This is a genomic window from Nocardioides sp. JCM 18998 (assembly GCF_055391535.1).
This window is the reverse complement of record NZ_AP043886.1, coordinates 756,428-779,436: the sequence shown is the minus strand read 5'-3', so window position 1 is coordinate 779,436 and position 23,009 is coordinate 756,428. Positions and strand designations below refer to the sequence as shown.

At 71.6% G+C, this 23,009-nt stretch carries 19 protein-coding genes; 13 read left to right on the top strand and 6 right to left on the bottom strand.

From position 1 onward, the window contains the following. Positions 1-68 precede the first annotated feature (68 nt). From ACZ5L9_RS03720 to ACZ5L9_RS03710, 3 genes are read left to right on the top strand one after another with little or no spacing between them, the layout of a single operon-like run. A complete protein-coding gene (locus ACZ5L9_RS03720) occupies positions 69-881 on the top strand; it encodes an NAD(P)-dependent oxidoreductase (protein ID WP_464534048.1) in 813 nt (270 codons plus the stop codon). 29 nt (positions 882-910) lie between these two features. Beyond that, the gene (locus tag ACZ5L9_RS03715) at positions 911-1,729 is read left to right on the top strand and encodes a mycofactocin-coupled SDR family oxidoreductase (protein WP_464534045.1); all 819 of its coding nucleotides are present in this window, start codon (positions 911-913) and stop codon (positions 1,727-1,729) included. 10 nt (positions 1,730-1,739) lie between these two features. Next, a complete protein-coding gene (locus ACZ5L9_RS03710) occupies positions 1,740-2,735 on the top strand; it encodes an enoyl-CoA hydratase/isomerase family protein (RefSeq protein ID WP_464534042.1) in 996 nt (331 codons plus the stop codon). 58 nt (positions 2,736-2,793) lie between these two features. On the opposite strand, the gene ACZ5L9_RS03705 is transcribed toward ACZ5L9_RS03710, so the two are convergent. Beyond that, positions 2,794-3,723: an SDR family NAD(P)-dependent oxidoreductase gene (locus ACZ5L9_RS03705; RefSeq protein ID WP_464534039.1), complete on the bottom strand. Its 930-nt coding sequence runs from the start codon at positions 3,721-3,723 to the stop codon at positions 2,794-2,796. Between the two features lie 148 nt (positions 3,724-3,871). Here ACZ5L9_RS03705 and folE point away from each other — a divergent pair, with 148 nt between their 5' ends. Continuing rightward, the gene (gene folE, locus ACZ5L9_RS03700; protein ID WP_464536797.1) at positions 3,872-4,456 is read left to right on the top strand and encodes a GTP cyclohydrolase I FolE; all 585 of its coding nucleotides are present in this window, start codon (positions 3,872-3,874) and stop codon (positions 4,454-4,456) included. A gap of 3 nt (positions 4,457-4,459) precedes the next feature. On the opposite strand, the gene ACZ5L9_RS03695 is transcribed toward folE, so the two are convergent. Further along, a complete protein-coding gene (locus tag ACZ5L9_RS03695; protein WP_464534036.1) occupies positions 4,460-5,236 on the bottom strand; it encodes a Crp/Fnr family transcriptional regulator in 777 nt (258 codons plus the stop codon). 151 nt (positions 5,237-5,387) lie between these two features. Between ACZ5L9_RS03695 and ACZ5L9_RS03690 the strand changes: the two genes are divergently transcribed. Beyond that, positions 5,388-6,707, top strand: coding sequence for a metal-dependent hydrolase family protein (locus ACZ5L9_RS03690; protein ID WP_464534033.1), 1,320 nt, complete (start codon positions 5,388-5,390; stop codon positions 6,705-6,707). A 6-nt stretch (positions 6,708-6,713) separates the two neighbouring features. On the opposite strand, the gene ACZ5L9_RS03685 is transcribed toward ACZ5L9_RS03690, so the two are convergent. Both ACZ5L9_RS03685 and ACZ5L9_RS03680 read right to left on the bottom strand, forming a co-directional pair. Further along, positions 6,714-7,988: a threonine/serine exporter family protein gene (locus tag ACZ5L9_RS03685; RefSeq protein WP_464534030.1), complete on the bottom strand. Its 1,275-nt coding sequence runs from the start codon at positions 7,986-7,988 to the stop codon at positions 6,714-6,716. 141 nt (positions 7,989-8,129) lie between these two features. Beyond that, positions 8,130-8,882, bottom strand: coding sequence for a MerR family transcriptional regulator (locus ACZ5L9_RS03680; protein ID WP_464534027.1), 753 nt, complete (start codon positions 8,880-8,882; stop codon positions 8,130-8,132). A gap of 163 nt (positions 8,883-9,045) precedes the next feature. Here ACZ5L9_RS03680 and ACZ5L9_RS03675 point away from each other — a divergent pair, with 163 nt between their 5' ends. The 4 genes from ACZ5L9_RS03675 to ACZ5L9_RS03660 all read left to right on the top strand — a co-directional run bounded on the left by ACZ5L9_RS03675 (position 9,046) and on the right by ACZ5L9_RS03660 (position 13,649). Next, positions 9,046-10,944: an AMP-dependent synthetase/ligase gene (locus tag ACZ5L9_RS03675; RefSeq protein WP_464534025.1), complete on the top strand. Its 1,899-nt coding sequence runs from the start codon at positions 9,046-9,048 to the stop codon at positions 10,942-10,944. Position 10,945: 1 nt separating this feature from the next. Beyond that, positions 10,946-11,422: a DUF4334 domain-containing protein gene (locus tag ACZ5L9_RS03670; protein WP_464534022.1), complete on the top strand. Its 477-nt coding sequence runs from the start codon at positions 10,946-10,948 to the stop codon at positions 11,420-11,422. A gap of 40 nt (positions 11,423-11,462) precedes the next feature. Then, the gene (locus ACZ5L9_RS03665) at positions 11,463-12,626 is read left to right on the top strand and encodes an acyl-CoA dehydrogenase family protein (RefSeq protein ID WP_464534019.1); all 1,164 of its coding nucleotides are present in this window, start codon (positions 11,463-11,465) and stop codon (positions 12,624-12,626) included. 156 nt (positions 12,627-12,782) lie between these two features. Continuing rightward, complete coding sequence (locus ACZ5L9_RS03660) at positions 12,783-13,649, top strand: serine protein kinase RIO (protein ID WP_464534017.1); 867 nt, start codon at positions 12,783-12,785, stop codon at positions 13,647-13,649. A 21-nt stretch (positions 13,650-13,670) separates the two neighbouring features. Here ACZ5L9_RS03660 and ACZ5L9_RS03655 read toward each other — a convergent pair whose 3' ends face one another. Further along, positions 13,671-14,561 (bottom strand): oxygenase MpaB family protein, encoded by an 891-nt coding sequence (locus tag ACZ5L9_RS03655; RefSeq protein WP_464534014.1) that lies wholly within the window; start codon positions 14,559-14,561, stop codon positions 13,671-13,673. A 117-nt stretch (positions 14,562-14,678) separates the two neighbouring features. Here ACZ5L9_RS03655 and ACZ5L9_RS03650 point away from each other — a divergent pair, with 117 nt between their 5' ends. The 4 genes from ACZ5L9_RS03650 to treZ are packed head-to-tail and all read left to right on the top strand — an operon-like array spanning position 14,679 to position 21,332. Beyond that, complete coding sequence (locus ACZ5L9_RS03650; protein WP_464534011.1) at positions 14,679-14,999, top strand: STAS domain-containing protein; 321 nt, start codon at positions 14,679-14,681, stop codon at positions 14,997-14,999. A gap of 53 nt (positions 15,000-15,052) precedes the next feature. Continuing rightward, complete coding sequence (gene glgX, locus ACZ5L9_RS03645; protein WP_464534008.1) at positions 15,053-17,209, top strand: glycogen debranching protein GlgX; 2,157 nt, start codon at positions 15,053-15,055, stop codon at positions 17,207-17,209. 2 nt (positions 17,210-17,211) lie between these two features. Then, positions 17,212-19,587 (top strand): malto-oligosyltrehalose synthase, encoded by a 2,376-nt coding sequence (treY, locus tag ACZ5L9_RS03640; RefSeq protein WP_464534006.1) that lies wholly within the window; start codon positions 17,212-17,214, stop codon positions 19,585-19,587. Then, the gene (treZ, locus tag ACZ5L9_RS03635; protein ID WP_464534003.1) at positions 19,584-21,332 is read left to right on the top strand and encodes a malto-oligosyltrehalose trehalohydrolase; all 1,749 of its coding nucleotides are present in this window, start codon (positions 19,584-19,586) and stop codon (positions 21,330-21,332) included. The genes treY and treZ overlap by 4 nt, the downstream gene beginning before the upstream one ends. 44 nt (positions 21,333-21,376) lie before the next feature. On the opposite strand, the gene ACZ5L9_RS03630 is transcribed toward treZ, so the two are convergent. Continuing rightward, positions 21,377-22,924, bottom strand: a complete 1,548-nt coding sequence (locus ACZ5L9_RS03630) for an MFS transporter (RefSeq protein WP_464534000.1) — start codon at positions 22,922-22,924, stop codon at positions 21,377-21,379. Positions 22,925-23,009: the final 85 nt, after the last annotated feature.

Genomic DNA, 23,009 nt, shown 5'->3' with positions numbered 1-23,009 from the left:
TCCCGTCCCGGCCCCTCGCGGTCGGGGCGGGACCTTTGCTCACCCGACCCTGACCAAGGAGCAGACGGATGGCGCAGATCGGATTCCTCGGCGCGGGCCGGATGGGCCGCCCGATGATGCAGCGGCTGATCGCCGCCGGCCACGCGGTGCGCGTGCACTACCGCTCCGACGAGGAGAAGGCGGAGTTCGCCGCGGACGGCGCCGAGCCCATCCCGGACATCCGGGACGTGGCCCGGGGCGCCGAGGTCGTCGTGGTCAACCTGTTCAGCGACGAGCAGGTCAAGGAGGTCGTGCTCGCCGACGGTGGCCTCGCCGGCGCCGTCGAGCAGGGTGCCGTCCTCATCCTCCACACCACCAGCAGCCCCCGTACGTCCGAGGCGCTGGCGGCCGGCCTCGCCTCGCGCGGAGCGCTGTACGTCGACGCCGCCGTCAGCGGCGGTCCGCACGACATCGCGGCCGGCCAGATCACCCTCTTCGTCGGCGGCAGCGACGAGGCGTGGGCCGCGGCACAGCCCGTCCTCGCCGCGTACGGGAGCCCGATCCTCCATCTCGGCCCGGCCGGGACCGGCATGAAGGTGAAGCTGCTCAACAACGCCGCCTTCGGCGCGCACATCGGCGTGGTGTCGGTCCTCGCGGACCTCGCCCGGACCGTCGACCTCGACGAGGCAACGCTCTACGAGGCGATCGCGCACGGCAGCGGCAACAGCGCCGTGGTCGGGATGGTCCAACGAGGCGGCTCCGCGCAGGCCTTCTCCCGCAGCACGGCGGAGTTCGTCGACAAGGACGTGCACACCGCCCAGACCCTCCTCGGCGAGCTCGGCGCGAGCCTGGATGCATTCGCCACCCTCTACCAGGCCGGCCGCGACATCCGCGGTGCGTAGCCCCAACCCAACGAGAGCAAGGAAGACACATGCGTGACGTCGTCAAGCGGCAGGCCGGCAAGGTCGCCTTCATCACCGGTGCGGCACGCGGCCAGGGGCGCGCTCACGCCGAGCGACTCGCGGCCGAGGGCGCGAATCTGATCCTCGTCGACAACTGCGCCAGCGCGCCGAGCGTCGACTACGCCGGGCCCACCGAGGCCGACCTCGAGGACACCGCGGCGCTCGCCCGCAAGTTCGACGTCGAGGTGCTCACCCGCGTCGTCGACATCCGCGACTGGGACGGCATGGAGCAGGTCGTCGCCGACGGCGTCCAGCAGTTCGGTCGCCTCGACGTGGTCGTCGCCAACGCCGGCATCTGCTTCGGCGAGTGGTCCTGGAAGATCAGCCGGGAGAGCTGGCAGGAGATGATCGACACCAACCTCACCGGCACGTTCGCGACGGTGAAGCCGTGCATCCCGATCCTGATCGAGCAGGGCACCGGCGGGTCGATCATCATCACGAGCTCGGTGGCCGGTCTGCGCGGCCAGCCGTTCCTCGGCGCCTACGTCGCCAGCAAGCACGGCGTCACCGGCCTGGCCAAGACGATGGCCGTCGAGCTCGCCCAGCACAACATCCGGGTCAACACCGTGCACCCGCACGGCGTCCAGACCGGCATGACCCCGGGCGGCATGCACCAGCTGATCATGGAGAACGCCGCCACCCTCGGCCCGATCTTCATGGGCAGCCTGCCGGACCCGGTGAGCCAGCCCGAGGACATCGCCGACGCGGTCGCCTTCCTGGCCTCGGACGAGTCGCGGCACATCACCGGCACCCAGCTGCAGGTGGACCTCGGCACGCTCATCCGCTGAACTGGGCCCCGTGAGGTCCGTACGCATCAGCGACCTGAGCCGTCTCGCCACCGCGGCGGGGCGGCTCAGTGTCGTGGAGGAGGCCGGCGTCCTGACCGGAGGCGGTCTGCTGATCGTCGAGCCCGCCTCCTGGGACGTCGACGCGGCGGCTGTCGCTGCGTTCGTACGGGAGATCCCGGCCGTGACGCTGCTGGCGGCGGCGAGCTGTCCGGAGGCGGCCCGGGGCCTGGTCGACGCGTTCGACGTCGTCACGGCCGACGCCGATGAGATCGCGGCGGTCGAGGAGGCGGTCGAGCGGGCGCCCCTGGGGGCGTACGCGCTCGTCTCCCTGACCCGGGTGTCGGCCTCGATGCCGGCGGCGGCCGGGATCTGGGCGGAGTCGGCGACGTTCTCGGCCCTGATGGGCAGCCGGGCCTACCAGGAGTGGCTCGCGGCCCGGCGCCCCCGCACGGAGCGCGTCGAGCCCGAGGAGGTCGTCCTGGTCGAGCAGAGCGGCGACCTGCTCCGGATCACGCTCAACCGGCCCCACGCGCGCAACGCCGTCGACATGCGGCTGCGTGACGGGCTGGTCGCCGCACTCGAGCTGGCCGAGCTGTCACCCGAGATGAGCGTCGAGCTGCGCGGCGCCGGTGCGTGCTTCAGCGCCGGCGGCGATCTCGGGGAGTTCGGCTCGGTCGACGACCCCGCGACGGCGCACGCCGTCCGCGCCTCCCGTCATCCTGCGCTCGCGCTCGCTCGGGTCGCCGACCGCGTGACAGTGCGAGCGCACGGGCCGAACGTCGGTGCCGGCGTCGAGCTGCTCGCGTTCGCCGCGCACGTGAGCGCCGATCCGGGCGCCACCTTCCGGCTGCCGGAGGTCGCGATGGGCCTGGTCCCTGGCGCCGGTGGCACCTGGTCGGTCGTGCAGCGGATGGGCCGCCAGCGCGCCAACTGGTTCATGCTCGTCGGCGCCGAGATCGACGCGGCGACGGCGCTGGCGTGGGGACTGGTGGACGTCGTCGCCTGACGGGCGATGGCTGGCCCGGCGCGTCGGGATCGAGGCCGTCGACGCGCCGGGCACGACTTCATCGCTGGGCGATCGGCTCGCCCTGCATCCCGAGGAACTTGGTGAACTGCGCCGGACCGTTGGGCAGCACGTCGACGTATCCGCCCGCCGTGATCTCCGCCCAGTGGGCGCGGACGTCCTCCGGGGTGGGTGCGAGGCCCAGGAAGGTGCCGCGCGTCTCGGGCATCTCGGTCACCGAGAAGCAGCCGCCGCCCGCGTTGAGGATCGTGCCGCTCGGGGCGTCCTCCCCGACAAGGTAGAGCACGCCGGCTGCGACGGCCTCGGGCGGCAGCCGCTCGGCGTCGGACTCCTCGCCCAGGATCGTGCCCATCGTCATCCGCGAGCGCGCCACCGGGACGATGGTGTTCGCGCGGACATCCTTGGCCTCGCCCTCGATGGACAGGACCTTCATCAGGCCGAGCATCGCGGACTTGGCGGTGGCGTAGCCCACCTGACCGAAGTTGCCGTACGTGCCGTTCTGCGAGGACGTGAAGAGCACGCGGCCGTATCCCTGGTCGCGCATCAGCGGCCACACCGCATGGGTGCAGCGCAGCGATCCGGTGAGGTGGACGTCGAGCACCGTCAGCACATCGGCGAGATCGACCTTGTGGAAGGAGCGGTCGCGCAGGATGCCGGCGTTGTTGATCAGGATGTCGATCCGGCCGAACTCGCCGACCGTGTCCTCGACCATCGCCTGCACCCCGGCGGGGTCGGTGACGCTCGCATAGCTCGCGATCGCAGTGCCGCCCGCGGCACGGATCTCGGCCACCACCTCGCCCGCGGCGTCGTCGAGGGTTCCCGCCCCGTCGACGGCGGACCCGGGATCGTTGACGACCACCCTCGCGCCGCGCCGAGCGAGCTCGAGGGCGTAGGTCCGCCCGAGTCCGCGGCCCGCGCCGGTGATGATCGCGACCCGGCCGTCGAAGTCGCGCTGGTCGTCGGCGGTCATGGTGACTCCTTCTGCGACCCCCTGAGTCCGGGGGTATGTGTGATTCAGTGTAATCATTAGTAGATTAGCAAGGCGGATAACAGTTGCAAACCCTTCGACGAGATGGATTGCCGTCTCGCCGGGAGCCGAGGAAGGATGGTTGACGGTGTTGGAGAAGCCGGCGTTCGACGCCGCGCGCGCTGAGGCCGCGGTCCGAGAGCTGCTCTTCGCGATCGGCGAGGACCCCGATCGCGAAGGCCTTCGGGACACCCCTGCCCGGGTCGCACGTGCGTACGCCGAGGTGACGGCCGGGCTGCGCCAGGTCCCGACCGACGTTCTGTCGACGACCTTCGAACTGGGGCACGACGAGCTGGTCCTCGTGCGCGACATCGAGCTGTGGTCGATGTGCGAGCACCATCTGGTTCCCTTCACGGGCGTTGCGCACATCGGCTACCTGCCGGGTCGGAGCGGGCGGATCGTGGGTCTCTCGAAGCTGGCCCGCCTGCTCGACGTCTTCGCCAAGCGACCCCAGGTGCAGGAGCGGCTGACGACGCAGGTGGCCGACGCCCTCGAGGAGCTCCTGGAGCCGATCGGCACCGTGGTGGTCATCGAGGCGCAGCACCTGTGCATGACGATGCGCGGCGTCCGCAAGCCGGGGGCGGCGACGATCACCTCGTCGGTGCGCGGCGTGCTGCGCTCCGATGCCGCAGCTCGCGCGGAGGTCATGTCGCTGATCAACGCGCGCCGCGCCTGAGGCTCAGACCGCTCGGCGCAGGCCGCCCTGGTCGCTCTGGTGCTCGACCCAGCCCTCGACCCAGCCCTCGACCCAGTCCCCATCGCGAGCGGCGACCAGGCCGGCGAGGCGACGCTGGTGCCGCCGCAGGCGGTCGTCGAGCTCGGCGAGGCGCGGCGGCACGCCCCGGTCGGCGAAGCGATGCAGCTCCTCGACCTCCAGTGCGATCACCTCGCCGCCGCCCGTGGTGATCCAGCCGCGCTCCTCGAAGTTGCGCCAGGTGCGGCAGGCGACCGAGCGAGTCGTCGCGGCGACCGTCGCCAGGTCCTGCCGGGTGAGGCGCGAGAGCGCGGCTCCCTCGTCGTCGATCGGGAACCACAGGTCCGGGAGCAGGTCGGCGAGCCGCTGGGCCGCGGTCTGGCTGCGCCGTCGCAGGGCGCGCGTCTGCGCGCGCCGCGCGCGGTTGGCGACCACCGCCAGCGCGGTAGCGACGATCTCGGGATCGGGCGCGATCTCCGGCGGCGGGGCGGGTGACCAGCGGACGAGGGTCGGCGCCAGCGCTGTGCGGACGACCTGCGTGTCGGACTGGCTCTCCTCGATCAGGGCCAGCTCGCCGAGGGTGCTTCCGGGGCCGAGGAGGTCGATGACAGCGGTGCGCCCCTGCGGACCGACCTGCATGACGCTGACCAGGCCCCGGGTGATGACGCCGAAGTGCTGGTCGGCCGGTGACGTCGGGAGATGGTCACCGCGGAGGAACAGGCGCGGCGCGGGATCGCCTGGCCTGGCACGGACGGTCCGCATCGGGGGCTCCTGTCGAACGGTCGGGACGAATATAGATTAAAGATATACCTATATTGCTGCGAGTGCCTCGAGCGGAGTCATGTGGCGGTGGTAGCCAAGCCGAGCGGGCGCGACGAGGATGGTGGCTACCCGTGGTGAAGGAGACAGTCTGATGAGCACGCCGTTCGCGGTCGTCGGCGCCGATCTGGTCACCGGTGACAGGGACGGGACCGTCGTACCGGCGAGCACCGTCGTGGTCGGCGACACCGGCCTGATCGAGCAGGTCGGCAGCGCTGCCGAGGTCGAGGTGCCGCGCGGGTATCGCGTCATCGAGGCGTCCGGGAGCTACGTCGCGCCGGGACTGATCAATGCGCATGCGCACCTGTTCGCCGACGGCCGCCCCCTACCAGCCATCCTGCTCAACGAGAGGGCCGAGGCCCTGGTGGCGACGTTCATGCACAGCCCCGCGGGCCACTGGATGATGAAGCGTCGCACGCGGGCCAACGTGGTCACCCAGCTGCACTCGGGTGTGACCACGCTGCGCAGCGTCGGGGACGTGGGCTACGAGGTCGTCGAGGTCGGCAACGAGATCGCGGCGGGCAGGTACGTCGGCCCGCGCATCCTGGCCTCCGGTCCGCTGATGGCGATCACCGGCGGCCACGGGGCGCCCCAGATCGCGCTGATCAGCGACAACCCGTGGGATGCGCGCCGCAACGTGCGCCGCAGCCTGCGCAAGGGCGTGACGGCCATCAAGATCGCCGCCACCGGCGGCGTCACCGACGCCCGCGTCGTCGGGGAGGCCGGTCGCCCGCAGATGACCGAGGAGGAGATGAGGGCGATCTGCGAGGAGGCCCACAACGCGGGGATCGTGGTCGCTGCGCACGCGCAGAGCCGGGCCGGCATCACCGCGGCCCTGCGCGCCGGCGTGGACACCATCGAGCACGGCTCGAGCATGAGCGAGGAGATGATCGGGCTCTTCCGGGACAATCCGCGCTCGCTGCACGGTACCTCGGCGCTCATCCCCACCCTCCAGGCCTGCCTGCCCCTGGTCAGGCTCGACCCGGCCGTGACCGGCATCAACACCGTCGCGCGCGCCAATGCCGAGCTGATCGGCGAGGAGATGCTCCAGGGGATCAGGGACGCGCTCGCCCACGACATCGCCATCGGGATGGGCACCGACTCGGCCCTCACCCACGTCACGCACTACAACACGTGGCGCGAGCTCGACCTCCTGGTCCGCTTCGGCGGCCTCACCCCCGCCCGCGCCCTGCACGCGGCGACGCAGGCCAACGCGCGCATCCTGGGACTCGACACCGTGACCGGCGCCATCCGCCCCGGTCTCGCCGCCGATCTGGTCGTGCTCGACGCGAACCCGCTGGAGGGGTTCCGCGCGTTCACCGCACCGCGTCACGTCATCGTCGGCGGCACCGTCATCGACCGGCCGACGGTCGACCGCTTCCCCGAGATCGAGGAACGGCTCGACTCGATCTGAGCGGCGTCACGGCGCAAGGCCCTCCTGGCGTCGATGGGCGAGCTCGCCCATCGACGCCACCAGGGCGCCGACCTGGGTCCCGATGCAGACGCTGGCGAAGGTGCCGCCTGCCGCGGCGAGTGCGGCGGTGTTCGCCGAGGACAGCGCGACCAGGCCGACGGTGCCGGGCACCAGCAGCAGGAACGCCGGCTGGAAGGTGACCGACGCGGGCACCGCCGAGCGCAGCCGCTCGATGATGCGGGCGACCACCAGCAGCAGCCCGGCCGCGATGCCGGAGGCGACGACGCTGTTGGTGATCGCAGCGGCGATCGTCACGACGGCGTACGTGCTGAGCATGACCGCCAGGCCGAGCCAGGCGAGCCGTCGTCCGGCGCCGAAGGCGACGCTGATGCCGAGCGAGAGGAGCGCGACGCCGAGGGCCGATGCCCACTCGGGAGGCAGCGCCGACCAGGCCGACCCCTGCTGCGTCGTGCCGGGGATGTCCCCGACCAGGCCCGCGGAGTCGGGGTCGATGTGCAGCCCGGTCATCGAGGCTCCTGCGGCGATGCCGGCCGCCATGAAGGCGAGGGCGATGGCGCCGTACGTGAGCCGGGCGGCACCGGCGACGATGTCGGTCGCGGTCAGCTCGAGCAGTGCGTTGGTGATGAGGGCGCCGGGCACGAGGACGGCGATCGGTGCGCACACCGCCGCGAGCGGCACCGCCCCGATGTCGAAGATCTCCGCGAGCGATCCGACCGCGGCGGTGGCGAAGAACGCCGTCACGAACGGCAGCACGGACGCGGCCGACCGGACCCGCTCCGCCACAGCGACAGCCATCCCGATCAGCGCGCCCAGGACCAGGGCCGAGGCCTCGGCCCACCAGGGACAGCGGAAGAGGGTGGCGAGGCCGACGGCGATCAGGGCACTGCCGATCGTGGTGGCCGCGACCGGGTGGCGCTGGGTCTGCGACCGGATCTCTGCGGCGCGCTGCGGGGTGTCCGACAGCGGAACGGATCCGGCCGCGACCGCCCGGGCGAGCCGGCTGGCCCGGGCCGCCTGCAGGAAGGTGAGGCTCTGCTCCGCGCTCGCCATCCGGGTCTCGCCGGTCAGGTCGTCGCTCACCATCACCGTGCGCGGGAGCACCGAGAAGGTCAGGTCCAGCTCGGGCGTCGCCGTCGCGCAGGCGGCGTGCAGGCTGTCGCGGACGTCGGAGACGGACAAGCCAGCATCCAGGAGCAGGGCGCCGAGCAGCCCGTAGAGCGACTCCGGGCCGGGCGTCGATCGGGTGGAGGCGGTCTGCACGGGGACATGCTTGCACCTCGCGCGTGCTGCGGCGCGAAGACGACGGGCCTCTCCCGCTGCCGGGTGAGCTGCTGCAACCGGGTGTCCCCGCACCGGGCCGCGCGGCCGTCTCGCCGCGCCGGCCCGACGCCCGGAGGTGGCTCAGTCGCCGTGGTCGTCCATGCCGTCGCGCCCCAGCAACGAGCCGTCGACCAGGCCGTTGGCGGCCTGCTGGAAGTTGCTCACCACGGCCTCGAGGGTGAGCTGGCGCAGTCGCGCCATGGTCCGGGCGAAATCCGCCGGATCGGCGCCGGAGGCCTGAGCCCGGATCGGCCCGAGCACCTGGGCCCGGAGGATCTCGCGCAGCTCGAGGGCGAGGGCGTCCATGTGGCGCCTGATCGCCTCGGTGGCGGCCTCCATGCTGCCGATCGAGATGTCCACGTCGAGGAGGCCGAGGCCGACGTCGAGGGTGGGCCGGGCCTCGTACCCACCGCTCACCTCGCGCAGCGTGCCGAGCCGCTCCAGCAGGCTGATCTCGTCATCGCTCACCGGGCGGCCGGCGCGCGCGTCGAGGTCGGGGCGAGTCACCACCTGAGCCGGAGCGGGCGCCCAGCCGGAGAGCAGCGCGCGCCGCATCTCCAGCTCGGCGATCGGCGTCTCGGGCGGGAGGTGGCGCAGGTGGCCCTCGATCGCGGCCAGCGTCATGCCCTGCTCCTGCAGGGTCTGCACCAGCTCGAGGCGGGCACGGTGGCGCTCGTCGTAGTACGCCATCCGGCCCCGCCGGATCGGCGGCGGCATCAGCCCGAGGCTCGCGTAGTAGCGCGTGGTCCGCACGGTCAGCCCGAACAGCCCTGCCAGCTCGTCGATCGTCCAGGCCCGGCCGGGATCGCCTTCGGGGACCGGTGCGGCGCTCACCGGATCGACGATACCAAAGTCACTGTCATGGTGTTACTGTCACAGTGATCTCGATCACGCCGCGTGGCAGGTGCCAGGAGCCCCGACGGACGCCGATGTTCCGCGCGTCGTCCGTGCGAGGGCAGGGCCGCCGCGGCCCGCCGAAGAGCACGGAGGAGCGATCATGACCACGACGCCCACGGATGATCCCGCCGCCGAGGTGGCGACCGAGGTGCTCGCCGCCCGCGAGCGCATCGAGCAGGTGATCGCCGGCCGGACCCTGGTCACGGCCCTCGCCGCCACGGTCGAGCAGTACCGCGGCGAACCGGCGTATTCCGATCGCAACGCTCCCGACGGCACGGGCTGGCGGACCATCACCTGGGGCGAGCTGCGCGAGCAGGCTCTCGACCTCGCCGCCGGCCTGATCGGCCTGGGGATCCAGCCAGGCGATCGGGTGATGGTCATGGCGTCCAGCCGGATCGAGCACGTCCTGGCCGACCTCGGCGCGATGCACGCCGGCGCGATCCCGATCTCGGTCTATGCCACCCTCTCCCCGGCGCAGGTCGCCTGGAACGCACGCCACGCCACGCCCTCGGTCGTGGTCCTGCAGGGCGCCGACCAGGTCGAGCGATGGTCCGAGGCGCTCGTCGACCCCCTGGTCACCGCCGGACTGCGGGCCGTCGTCGTCCTCGACGAGTCCGCCGCCGGCGAGCACACCACCTGGGCCCGGCTGGTCACCGACGGCGCCGCCGCCCGCGCCGCGGATCCGGGCGGCGTCGCGGCCCGGGTCGAGGCGATCGGCCCCGACGACGCCGCCACCATCCTCTACACCTCCGGCACCACCGGCGACCCGAAGGCCGTCGTGCTGACCCATCACAACGTCCTCTTCGAGGTGCACAGCTCGACCGCCGCGGCCGGTCTGTCCGGACCGGGCATCACGCTGTCGTACCTCCCGCTCGCCCACATCGCCGAGCGACTCCTCGGCATCTACGTGCCGCTGGTGCAGAGCGCCCACGTCCACTTCATCGCCGATCCGGCCCAGCTGCCGGCCGCGCTCGGCGAGGTCCGCCCGACGCGCTTCTTCGGTGTCCCGCGGGTCTGGGAGAAGATCATGACCGGCGTCTCGGCCCGGCTCGCCGCCGAGCCGGACGCCGAGCGCAAGGCGGCGATCGAGGACGCGATGGCGGTCGGACGGGAGTACGTCGCCTCCACGCAGACCGGTGAGACGACCGCGCCTGAGCTGGGTGAGCGGTTCGCCGCGATGGACGCCGCCGTGCTTCGGCCGATGCGCGCGCTGCTCGGCCTGGACCGCTGCGAGTGGGCGACCAGCGCCGCCGCGCCGATGCCGGCCGACGTGGCGGCGTTCTTCGCCGGTCTCGGGCTGCGGATCCTCGACGTCTACGGGATGACGGAGACCACCGCCTCGGTCGCCGCGCTCACGCCGACCGTGTATCGCCAGGGCACGGTGGGGCGGGCCCTGCCCGGCGTCGAGCTGCGGATCGCCGAGGACGGCGAGATCCTCGCCCGCGGACCGATCGCGACCCCGGGCTACTACCGCAACGAGGCGGCCACCGCCTCGCTCAAGAGCGCCGACGGCTGGGTCCGCACCGGGGACATCGGGACGCTCGACGAGGACGGCTTCCTGCGGGTCGTGGATCGCAAGAAGGAGCTGATCATCAACTCCTCCGGCAAGAACATCGCGCCCTCCCTGATCGAGAGCTACCTGAAGGAGAGTCCGCTGATCGGGCACGCGATGGTGATCGGCGACGCCCGGCCCTACCTGGTCGCCCTGCTGACACTCGACGGCGAGATCGCGCCGCTGATCGCGGCCTCGCTCGGCATCGAGGACACCCGGCTCGAGGCGCTCGCCCACGACCCGCGGATCCTGGCCGTGGTGCAGCGGAGCGTCGACGCCGCCAACGCCCGGCTCTCGCGCCCCGAGCAGGTCAAGCGCTTCGAGCTGCTGCCGGTGGAGTGGACCGCCGAGTCCGCCGAGCTCACCCCGACGCTCAAGCTCAAGCGGCGGGTGGTGGTCGATCGCTACGCCCCGGCCATCGAGGCCCTCTACGCGAAGGAGTCCTGACGTGGACCGCACCGAGGCGGTCGACCGCTTCCGCGCCCTCCGCACCGCCGAGGGCCCGCTCGAGGTCGCCGGGCTCGACGAGGTCTGGGCCGCGCTGGGGACCGTACGGGCCGAGGAGATCCTCGGCCCCTGGCACGGCTTCGACTTCGAGACCGGTCATCCGATCGGCCAGTTGCTCCTCGGCAGCGGCTGGCACGGCAAGCGGTTCGACTCCGTCGCGGACGCCAAGCCGCTGATCTGCCGCGGCGAGGACGGCGCGCTGTTCTCCGACGTGACGTCCGGGCGCGGCGAGGCGAGCCTGTGGAACATCGAGTTCCGCGGCGAGGTGACGGCGACGATGGTCTACGACGGGATGGCGGTCTTCGACCACTTCAAGAGGGTCGATGACCGCACCCTGATGGGCATCATGAACGGCAAGGCGGGACACGTCCTGGACGCGCAGGGCCAGCACTACTACTTCGGCCTGGAGCGCGAGTGAGGCCGCGAGCTCCCCGCCCCAACGTTGAGAGCAGGGTCCGATGAGCGATGTCCTTCCCACCCACCGCGCCCTCTACGACGCGGACCACGAGTACTTCCGCGCCACCGCGCGCGCCTTCATCGACACGTACGCCGCGCCCCGTGCGGAGAAGTGGCTGGCCGACGGCCGGGTCGAGCGCGAGCTCTTCACCGAGGCCGCCAAGGCCGGGGTCCTCGGATTCAACATCCCCGAGGAGTACGGCGGCGGTGGCACCACCGACTTCCGCTTCAACGCGGTGCTCGGCGAGGAGATCGTCCGCTACCCGGTCTCCGACGGTCTCGCCGGTGTCTCGCTGTCCAACGACATCGTCGTGCCGTACTTCACCGACCTGACCGACGAGGAGCAGCGGCGCCGCTGGCTGCCCGGCATCGCCGCCGGCGAGCTGATCGTGGCGGTGGCGATGACCGAGCCCGGCACCGGATCGGACCTCTCGGGCATCCGCACGTCGGCCGTACGCGATGGCGACGACTACGTCGTCAACGGCTCCAAGGTCTTCATCTCCAACGGCCAGAACGCCGATCTGGTCGTCACCGCGGTGCGCACCGGCGAGCACCCGCACCGGGGCATCAGCCTGCTGGTCGTCGAGGCCGACCTGCCCGGCTTCAGCAGGGGCCGCAACCTGGAGAAGATCGGCCTGCACGCCCAGGACACCAGCGAGCTCTTCTTCGAGAACGTCCGCGTCCCCGCCGCCAACCTGCTCGGCGAGGAGGGCACCGGCTTCCTCGCGCTGATGCGCAACCTGCCGCAGGAGCGGATCTCGATCGCCGCCTCGGCGTTGGCCGCCTCCGAGGGCGTGCTCGACCGGACCCTGGCCTACGTCAAGGAGCGGACCGCCTTCGGCAAGCCGATCGGGTCGTTCCAGAACACCCGCTTCGAGCTGGCCGACATGGTCACAGCGGTCCGGGTCGCGCGCAGCCACATCGACGAGCTGCTCGGCCGGCACGCCCGCGGCGAGCTCAGCGCCGTCGACGCCGCGGCGGCGAAGTTCTGGACCACCGAGCAGTACGTCAACGTGGTCGGGCGCTGTCTGCAGCTCCACGGCGGCTACGGCTACATGCTCGAGTACCGCATCGCGCAGGACTACCTCGACTCGCGGATCACCACGATCTACGGGGGCACCACCGAGATCATGAAGGAGATCGTCGGCAAGGACCTCGGCCTGTAGTGCCGTTAATTCGGTTGTCGACGTCCGGCGAGGTCCCTGAGACTGGACACCTCCACGAGGCGCGACCGCGCCCGACGTCCGAGAGGAGCAGTGACATGCGACCCACTGTTTCCGGCCTGCCCGCAGACCAGATCTCTCTGACCCTTGGAGCACGACATGACCGAGGAGCGCACCGCTCCTGATCCGTCGACGGATCACCCCTTCTTCTTCGACTACGTCGCCTACGACGACACCCTGGAGAACGGCCAGCGCTGGTCGACGTGGCTCGACGTCGAGCCGCTGCAGCGCGGACCGGAGCCCCGACCCGACTGGGTGGTGACCTCGCAGGGCGCCCTCGACACCGAGCTCGGCATCCTCAAGACCGGCAAGGAGGCCGACGCCTTCCTGATCGACCGCACCGACCCGCACCACCCCGATCGGTCAGTGGTGATGGTCGCCAAGCGCTATCGCGACAGCGACCACCGCAGCTTCCACCGGGCGGCCGCCTACACCGAGGGACGCTCGATGAGGCGCTCTCGCGACGAGCGGGCGCTGCAGCGCAAGTCCACCTTCGGCCGTGAGGTCGCCCAGGGGGAGTGGGCGGCGTCCGAGTGGGGCGCCCTGGTGACCTGCTGGCGGCTCGGCGTCCCTGTTCCCTACCCGGTGCAGGTCGACGGCACCGAGATCCTGATGGAGTGGATCACCGTCGAGACCGACGACGGCACCCGGACGGCTCCGCGCCTGGCCCAGACCCGCCCTGCCGCAGAGCTCCTGGCGTCCTACTTCGATCAGCTCCGCGAGGCGCTCGCCACGATGGTGCAGGCCGGCTTCGTGCACGGTGACCTGTCGCCGTACAACATCCTGGCGGCGGGCGATCGGCTGGTCATCATCGACCTGCCGCAGATCGTCGACCTGGTCGGCAACCCGGCCGGCCTCGACTTCCTGCTGCGCGACTGCGCCAACGTCTGTGCGTGGTTCCGGGCACGGGGACTCCCGGTCGACGAGCAGGAGCTGTTCGGCGAGCTGATGGCGCACGCCTTCTAGCCGGGCGTCGAACGCCGCAGGTCAGGCCGATGCCGAAGTGGATGCGGCGGCGGGCGCGTCCGTGGCTGCCCGGTGGTGCACCGGGCAGCCCGGTGCGAACGTCCCCATCTGCCGTACGTCGAAGCCGTCGGGGTAGGTCTTGATCCGGCCGAGGTCCTGCACCCGCACCGGCCGGCGGCGCGCCGGGAGCATCCGGACGAACCGGGCACGGGCGCGCAGTGCGCCCTCCGAGGCCCGGCGCGCGAGCTCGCCGGGCTCGTCGTAGCCGAACGCGGCGATCAGCGGCGGGTCCATCAGCGAGCGGCTGAAGAGGCGCAGCAGGGGCGCCAGTGGGCGCGGGTAGAACGTGGCGAGCAGGTGCAGCGTCGCATCGGCCACCCGCCGTCCGCCCTCGTCGTAGGCGAAGTGCTCGCGCTCGTAGGAGTCCATCAGTGCGGCGAAGCCCTCGTACGTCTCGGGGATGTCCTTGATCCCCATGTGCTTGCCGAGCGCCTGGTAGTAGCGGACCGAGGCGAGCAGCTCGCCGCCGGTCAGGGGCCGCCAGCCGTAGAGGTCGATCCAGCGCTTGGGCACCACCACGAACGTCGACAGCACGTAGCGCATGTCGTCGTTGGAGATGTCGTAGAGCCGGTGCATGCCGTTGATCCGGCGGATCGCCTCGAGCCCGTCGCGGGACTCGAAGCCGTTGCTGATCACCTCGTCGAGCAGCAGGGCGGTGTCGTCGTAGCGCTTCTGCGGGCGCTCGGTGAACTCGTGCGTCTGGTCGAGCAGCCGCCCGATCGAGGGCACCGCATAGGTGCGGAACAGGGCGAAGGAGAGCGACTGGTTGAAGTCCCACGGGAACTCGTACTGCCCGAGCTCGCGATAGATCCGGACGTAGTCGATCTCGGGATCCAGGTCGGCGTTGCGCACTCCTCGACGCTACCGGCGCGCGTCTTTGGCGGCCAGGGGTCGTCCGGCGGACCGTCCGCCAGGAAATCTGGACGACCGGCCTGCGCATGGACGCGTTCAGAACGGGAATAGAGGGCCATGGCCCGCGTCCCCTTCGCGTGCGCGTACGACGAAGACACGCGCACCCTCACCGTCTCCGGCGACCTCGACAGGGCCGGAGCGCTGGAGTTGCGCAATCGGCTCGGGGCGCTGATGAGCGGCTACGCGCGCGATCTCGTGATGGATCTCAGCGCGGTCGGCTCCCTGCCGAGCCTGGCGGTCGGCGTCATCGCCGCCGCGCGCGCCGACATGCGAGCCCACTTCCACCGCCTCGAGCTCGTCGCGGCCCAGGGCTCGGTCGCCGGCCGGGTGCTCCCGCGCTCGGGCATGGCGGTGCTTCCGCGCAGACCGGTCGACTGAGCCGGCGCGGACCGGGTACCAGTCCGCGACCACAGCACAGCGCAGGAGGCGACGTGGAGATCTGGCCGGGACAGCCCTATCCGCTCGGGGCGAGCTTCGACGGCAACGGCACCAACTTCGCGCTCTTCAGCGAGATCGCCGAGGGCGTGGAGCTGTGCCTGTTCGACGACAGGGGTCACGAGACCCGCATCGAGCTGACCGAGGTCGACGCCTACGTGTGGCACGGCTACCTCCCGGCGGTGCAGCCGGGGCAGCGGTACGGCTACCGGGTGCACGGGCCCTGGGACCCGGGTCGGGGACTGCGCTGCAACCCGAACAAGCTGCTGCTCGACCCGTACGCGAAGGCGACCAGCGGCGACATCGACTGGGACCAGAGCCTGTTCGGCTACACCTTCGGCGAGGAGGACTCGCGCAACGACGAGGACTCGGCCGCCCACATGATGCTCGGGGTGGTGACCAACCCGTTCTTCGACTGGGAGGGCGACCGGCAGCCGGGCTACCTGTACAGCGAGTCGGTGATCTACGAGGCCCACGTCAAGGGCCTGACGCAGCTGCATCCCGACGTGCCGGAGGAGCAGCGCGGCACGTACGCGGGCATCGGGCACCCCGCGGTGATCGAGCACCTGCAGCGGCTCGGCGTCACGGCGATCGAGCTGATGCCGGTGCACCAGTTCGTCCAGGACAGCACGCTGACCGACAAGGGGCTGCGCAACTACTGGGGCTACAACACCCTCGGCTTCTTCGCCCCGCACGCCGAGTACGCCAGCCAGCGTGCCGTGGCCGGTGGGCAGGTGCAGGAGTTCAAGCAGATGGTGAAGACCCTGCACGCGGCCGGCATCGAAGTGATCCTCGACGTCGTCTACAACCACACCGCCGAGGGCAACCACCTCGGACCCACGCTCAGCTTCAAGGGCATCGACAACCCCGCCTACTACCGCCTGGTCGAGGACGACCAGCGCTACTACATGGACTACACCGGCACCGGCAACAGCCTCAACGTCCGCCAGCCGCACAGCCTGCAGCTGATCATGGACTCGCTGCGCTACTGGGTCACCGAGATGCACGTCGACGGCTTCCGCTTCGACCTCGCCGCGACGCTGGCGCGCGAGTTCTACGATGTGGACCGGCTCTCGACGTTCTTCGAGCTGGTCCAGCAGGACCCGGTGGTCAGCCAGGTGAAGCTGATCGCCGAGCCCTGGGACGTCGGTCCGGGCGGCTACCAGGTGGGCGGCTTCCCGCCGCTGTGGACGGAGTGGAACGGCAGGTTCCGCGACACCGTACGGGACTTCTGGCGCGGTGAGCCCTCGCTCGGCGACTTCGCCTCGCGGCTCTCCGGATCCAGCGACCTCTACGAGCACTCGGGTCGCAAGCCGTTCGCGAGCATCAACTTCGTCACCGCCCACGACGGCTTCACCCTGCGCGACCTGGTCTCCTACGACGAGAAGCACAACGAGGCCAACGGCGAGGACAACAACGACGGGGAGAGCCACAACCGCTCCTGGAACCATGGCGTCGAAGGGCCGACCGACGACCCGGAGATCCTGGCCGCGCGGGCCCGCACGCAGCGCAACCTGCTGGCCACGCTGCTGCTCTCGCAGGGCGTGCCGATGCTGCTGCACGGTGACGAGCTCGGGCGCACCCAGCAGGGCAACAACAACACCTACGCCCAGGACAGCGAGCTGAGCTGGGTGCACTGGGACGAGGCCGACCAGCCGCTGCTGGAGTTCGCTGCAGCGGTGATCCACCTGCGGCGTGCCCACCCGACCTTCCGGCGGCGCCGCTTCTTCACCGGCATCGACGCCCAGGTGGACCAGCTCGACGACATCGTCTGGCTCAAGCTCTCCGGTGAGCCGATGGGCGACGGCGACTGGGACAGCCCGCAGAGCCAGGCCGTCGGGATGTATCTCAACGGCGAGCGCATCCCCGGCACCGACTCCCGCGGACAGCGCGTGGTCGACGACCACTTCCTGCTCTACTTCAACGCCGACGGCCCGGCCACCGCCACCCTGCCCGGCGCGGAGTACACCGCGGCCTGGGACGTCGTGATCGACACCGGCGCCGACGGCACGGGCGTACGGGAGGGGCTGGCGGCGGGCTCGAGCATCGAGGTCGCCTCGCGTAGCGTGGTGGTGCTGCGGCAGCACCGTGAGCCCGAATCGGTGCCGGATCACTCCGTCGCCGCGTCGGTGGCCGTCCACCGGGGACGGTGAGCGTGCCGTCCCGACCGCCGGTGAGCACCTACCGGCTGCAGATCACCGGCGACTTCGACCTCTTCGCCGCCACCGGGCGGCTGGCCTACCTGCACGGGCTCGGCGTCGACTGGGTCTACCTCTCGCCGCTGCTCGCCGCCGAGCCGGGCAGCGACCACGGCTACGACGTGGTGGCCCACGACCACATCGACGAGTCCCGGGGTGGCGCCGCCGGCCTCGCCGCGCTCTGCGCCGAGGCCCGCCGGCTCGGCATGGGTGTGCTGGTCGACATCGTGCCCAACCACGTCGGCATCGCCACCCCGAGCGCGGATCCCTGGTGGTGGGACGTGCTGCGGTTGGGCCGCGACTCGACCCACGCCGCCGCGTTCGACATCGACTGGCACGCCGGGCACGAGCGGATCCGCATCCCCGTCGTCGGTGACGAGGACCTGCTGTCGAACGGCCGGATCGCCCACCTGACGGTGGTCCCGGGTGAGGACGGACCCGAGCTGGCCTATCACGACAACCACTACCCGATCGCGCCCGGCACCGCCGAGGATGCGGCAACGGCCGACGAGGTGCACGAGCGACAGCACTACGAGCTGGTCTCGTGGCGGACGGCCGATGACGCGCTCAACTACCGGCGGTTCTTCGCGGTCACCACCCTCGCCGCGGTCCGGGTCGAGGAGCCGGACGTCTTCGCCGAGACGCACGCCGAGATCCGGCGCTGGTTCGACGAGGGCCTGGTCGACGGGCTCCGGGTGGATCACCCCGACGGGCTGCGCGACCCACGCCGATATCTCGAGGACCTGGCCGCGCTCACCGGCGGGGCATACGTGCTGGTCGAGAAGATCCTCGAGCCGGGCGAGGAGCTCCTCGAGTCGTGGCGGACGGCCGGCACCACGGGGTACGACGTCCTCGGACTGATCGACCGGGTGCTCACCGACCCCGCCGGCCGTACGCCGCTCGACGAGCTGGAGGCGCGCCTGCGAGGCGGCCCGGTCGACTGGCCGACGATGGTGCACGACCGCAAGCGCGAGGTCGCCGACGGCATCCTGCGCTCGGAGGTCAAGCGGATCGTGCGGGACCTGCGCCGGCATCTGCCGGTGGTGCCCGCCTTCCGGGCCGAGGACGCGGTCGCCGAGCTGCTGGCCAGCTTCCCGGTCTACCGCTCCTACCTGCCCGAGGGCCGCGAGCACCTGGACGAGGCGTTCGCCGTCGCTCGCCGGCGCCGCCCCGATCTGGCCGTCACGTTCGACGCGTTGGAGCCGTGGCTGGCCAGCCCCGACCTGGCGGCGAGCAAGCGGTTCCAGCAGACCAGCGGGATGGTGATGGCCAAGGGCGTCGAGGACTGCTCCTTCTACCGCTGGTCGCGCCTCACCTCCCTCAACGAGGTCGGCGGGGACCCGTCGATCTTCGCCGTCGACGTCGAGGCCTTCCACGACGCGATGGCCGAGCGGCAGCGCACCTGGCCGTACGCGATGACGACCACCTCGACCCACGACACCAAGCGCGGCGAGGACGTCCGCGCGCGGATCGCGGTGCTCGCCGAGCTGCCGCACGCCTGGGCACGGACCCTGGACTCCCTGCTGGCGCTGGCCCCGGTGCCCGATCCCGGCTTCGGCGCGCTGCTGTGGCAGGCGGCGCTCGGCGCCTGGCCGATCGACCGCGACCGTCTGCACGCCTACGCCGAGAAGGCGATGCGCGAGGCCGGCGATCACACGACGTGGACCGAGCCCGACCACGGGTACGAGACGGCGGTGCACGCCGCCGTCGACGCGCTCTACGACGACCACGCTCTCTTCGGAGCGTTCCGCGAGCTGCTCGACGAGGTCGTCGATCCCGGCTGGAGCAACGCCCTGGCCGGCAAGCTGCTCGCGCTCACGATGCCGGGCGTGCCGGACGTCTACCAGGGCAGCGAGCTGTGGGAGCAGAGCCTGGTCGACCCGGACAACCGCCGCCCGGTCGACTTCGACGAGCGCGCCGCGCTGCTGGGCGCCGTGACGTCCGGTGCCGGGGCGGTCGCGCCGCACGGCATCGACGACGCGGGTGTCGCCAAGCTGCTGATCACCCGGACCGCCCTCACGCTCCGGCGGGACCGGCCCGAGCTGTTCTCGACCTACGAGCCGGTCCGGGTGCTGGGGGAGGCGTCGGAGCACGCGCTCGCCTTCTCCCGTGGCGGCGCGATCACGGTGGCGACCCGGCTGCCGGTGGGCCTGGCCGCGCGCGGCGGCTGGGGCGACACCCGGCTCGACCTGCCCGCCGGCATCTGGCGCGACGCCCTGAGCGACCGGGACGCCCTCGCGGCTCGCTCCGCTCACGCCTCGACCGACGGCGTGCTCCTCCGCGACCTGCTCGCCACCTACCCCGTCGCGCTGCTGATCAAGGAGGATTCGTGAGCCGCGGACCGTACGACGTGTGGGCCCCCCGGGCCGAGACGCTGAGACTGGCGGTCGGCGACGGCATCGTCGAGATGACCCGAGGCTCCGACGACTGGTGGACCCCCGCGGGGGCCGTGCCCGACCCGAGCCAACAGGTGGACTACGGCTATCTCGTCGACGCCGACGAGACACCCCGGCCGGATCCGCGCTCCCGGCGACAGCCGGCTGGGGTGCACGGCCGCTCGCGCACCTACGACCCCGGCGCGTTCGACTGGACCGACCAGGCATGGACCGGACGCCAGCTGGCCGGCTCGGTGATCTACGAGCTGCACGTCGGCACGTTCACGCCGGAGGGCACCCTCGACGCCGCGCTGGGCAGGATCGAGCACCTGCGCTCGATCGGGGTCGACCTCGTCGAGCTGCTGCCCGTCAACGCGTTCAACGGCACCCACAACTGGGGCTACGACGGGGTTGCGTGGTTCGCGGTGCAGGAGGAGTACGGCGGCCCGGAGGCGTACCAGCGGTTCGTCGACGGCTGCCATGCCGCGGGGATCGGGGTGATCCAGGACGTCGTCTACAACCACCTCGGCCCGTCGGGGAACTACCTGCCGCTCTTCGGCCCCTACCTGAAGGAGGGTCGCAACACCTGGGGCGACCTGCTCAACCTCGACGGCGAGGGCTCCGCCCAGGTCCGGCGCTACATCCGTGACAACGTCCGGATGTGGCTGGACGACTACCACGTCGACGGGCTGCGGCTCGACGCCGTGCACGCCCTGTCCGACGCGTCGCGCCCGCACCTGCTCGCGCAGCTCGCCACCGATGTGGCAGCGCTCTCCGCCCACCAGCGCCGCCCACTCACCCTGATCGCGGAGTCGGATCTCAACGACCCGAGTCTGGTGACCCCGAAGGAGGCGGGTGGATACGGCCTCGACGCGCAGTGGAGCGATGACTTCCACCACGCGCTGCACGTGGCGCTGACCGGGGAGACGCACGGCTACTACGCCGACTTCGCGCCGCTGGAGGCGTTGGCGAAGGTCTGCGAGCGCGGGTTCTTCCATGACGGCACCTGGTCCTCCTTCCGCGGGCGCCCGCACGGGGTGCCGATCGATCGGGCGGCCATGCCGACCTGGCGGCTGGTGGTGGGCAGCCAGAACCACGATCAGATCGGCAACCGGGCTCAGGGCGATCGCCTGACGGCCCACCTCGACGACGACCAGCTGGCCTGCGCGGCGCTCCTGACGCTGGCCGGGCCGTTCACCCCGATGCTGTTCCAGGGCGAGGAGTGGGGCGCGTCCACGCCGTTCGCCTTCTTCACCTCCCATCCGGAGGAGGATCTGGGCCGGGCCACGGCCGAGGGGCGGATCGCGGAGTTCGCCGAGCACGGCTGGGACGCGGCCGCGGTGCCGGACCCGCAGGACCCCGAGACGTACCGGCGCTCGAAGCTCGACTGGTCCGAGCTGGACTGGGAACGGGGGCGGCGACTGCTCGCCGTCTACCGGGAGCTGGCCGCGCTCCGGCGGCGGCTGCCCGACCTGACCGACCCCCGGTTCACCCGGGTCGAGGCCAGCGCTGACGATGCTGCAGGCCTGTTCACCATGCAGCGCGGCGAGGTCCTGGTCGCGGTGAACTTCTCGGGCTCGCCGGCGAACCTCGAGCTGGACCCGGGCAGCGGCGAGCTGCTGTTCACCACGCCCTCGGGCGCGACGTACGAGGACGGCGTCCTCCACCTGCCGCCCCACGCCGGCGCGCTGATCCACGGCTGACCCGCGCCACGCCGGGCGCCGAGGATGCGTCGCCGCCTCGGCCGTCAGCTCTCCGACACGAAGTCCCGCTGCCTGATCAGGACAAGGCTGGCCAGCCCGGCGAGGAGCGCCGTCACCGCCGCGATCAGGATGATGTGGTCGAGGGCGTGGGCGAAGCTGCTGACCGCGGCCGCAGAGACCTGTTCGCGTGCCTGGGCCGGCACGTGGGAGACCACCGCCTCGAGCTGGCCGCCGGTCACCGCCTCGGCGACCTTCCCGGAGTACGACGAGGCCGGCGTGCCCGCGAGGCGACCTGCGATGTCGTCGGAGACCTGATGGGCGAAGATCGATCCGAGCGCCGCGATCCCTGTCGCGATGCCGACCTGCCGGAACGTCGAGTTGACCCCGGAGGCCATCCCGGCCCGGTCGGGTGAGACCACGCCGACAGCGGTGGAGGCCAGCGGCGGGTTGATCAGGCCGATGCCCACGCCCGCCACCAGCATGCCGGGGATCAGGTGCTGCCAGGTCGAGTGCGCGTCGATGCCGAGCATCAGGAACAGCCCGGCAGAGAGGACCAGGAAGCCGGGACCGATCAGCAGCTTCGTCGGCACCCGCTCGGTGAGCCGGCCGGCCAGCGCGGCCGCGACGAACGAGGCGCCGGAGAGGAAGAGGAAGCGGACGCCGGTGGCCACGGCGGAGTAGCCGAGCACGTCCTGGACGTAGATCACCAGGTAGGTGAGCAGCGAGAAGACCGACGCGGAGACACCGAAGGCGGCCACCAGCCCGCCGACGAAGGTCGGCTTGCGCAGGAGACCGAGGTCGAACATCGGGTGTTGCTGCCGCATCTCGGCGACCACGAACACGACCAGGAGCACGACCGTCGCGGCCATGCAGGCGAGCACCCGCGCCGAGCCCCAGCCGACCGTCGGGCGACCGGCCTCGATCAGCCCGTACACGAGGGCGCCGAGCGCGAGGCTGAAGCTGACGAACCCGAACCAGTCCGGGCGGCCGGCCTTCGGATCGTGCGACTCCTGGACCTTGAGGACGGTGATCGCCAGCGCAACGGCGCAGATCGGGATGTTGACGAAGAAGATCCAGCGCCACGACAGGCCCGAGGTCAGCAGGCCGCCGAGCACCGGTCCGATCGCGACCGCGACGCCGGTGGTCGCGCCGAAGGCACCGAAGGCGATACCGCGGTCGCGGCCCCGGAACGCCGAGGCCAGCAGCGCCAGCGCGGTGGCGAACATCGCGGCACCGCCGATCCCCTGGAACGCCCGCGACAGCTGCAGGAACGTGATGCTCTGGGCGGCCCCGCAGGCCGTCGATCCGACGGTGAAGAGCACGGTGCCGATCACGAACAGCAGCCGGCGCCCGTACAGGTCGGCCAGCGAGCCGGCGGTCAGCAGCAGCGAGGCGAGGCTCAGCGCGTACGCGTCGATCACCCACTGCAGGCCCGCCAGATCGGCGTCGAGCTGATCCTGGATGTCGGGCAGGGCGACGTTCACGATGGTGATGTCGAGCAGCAGCATGAAGACGCCGGTGCAGACCGCTGCGAGCGTCCACCACTTCGGGTCATGGTCACGGCCCGTGTCGGCCGCAGCGAGATGGCTCATGCCGGGCCGGTTCCCGAAACCCGCCCGCCGATACCTGACCCGCGGGGCGCGCCTGGCGCGGACTACTCGCGCGCCACGCGCCGGC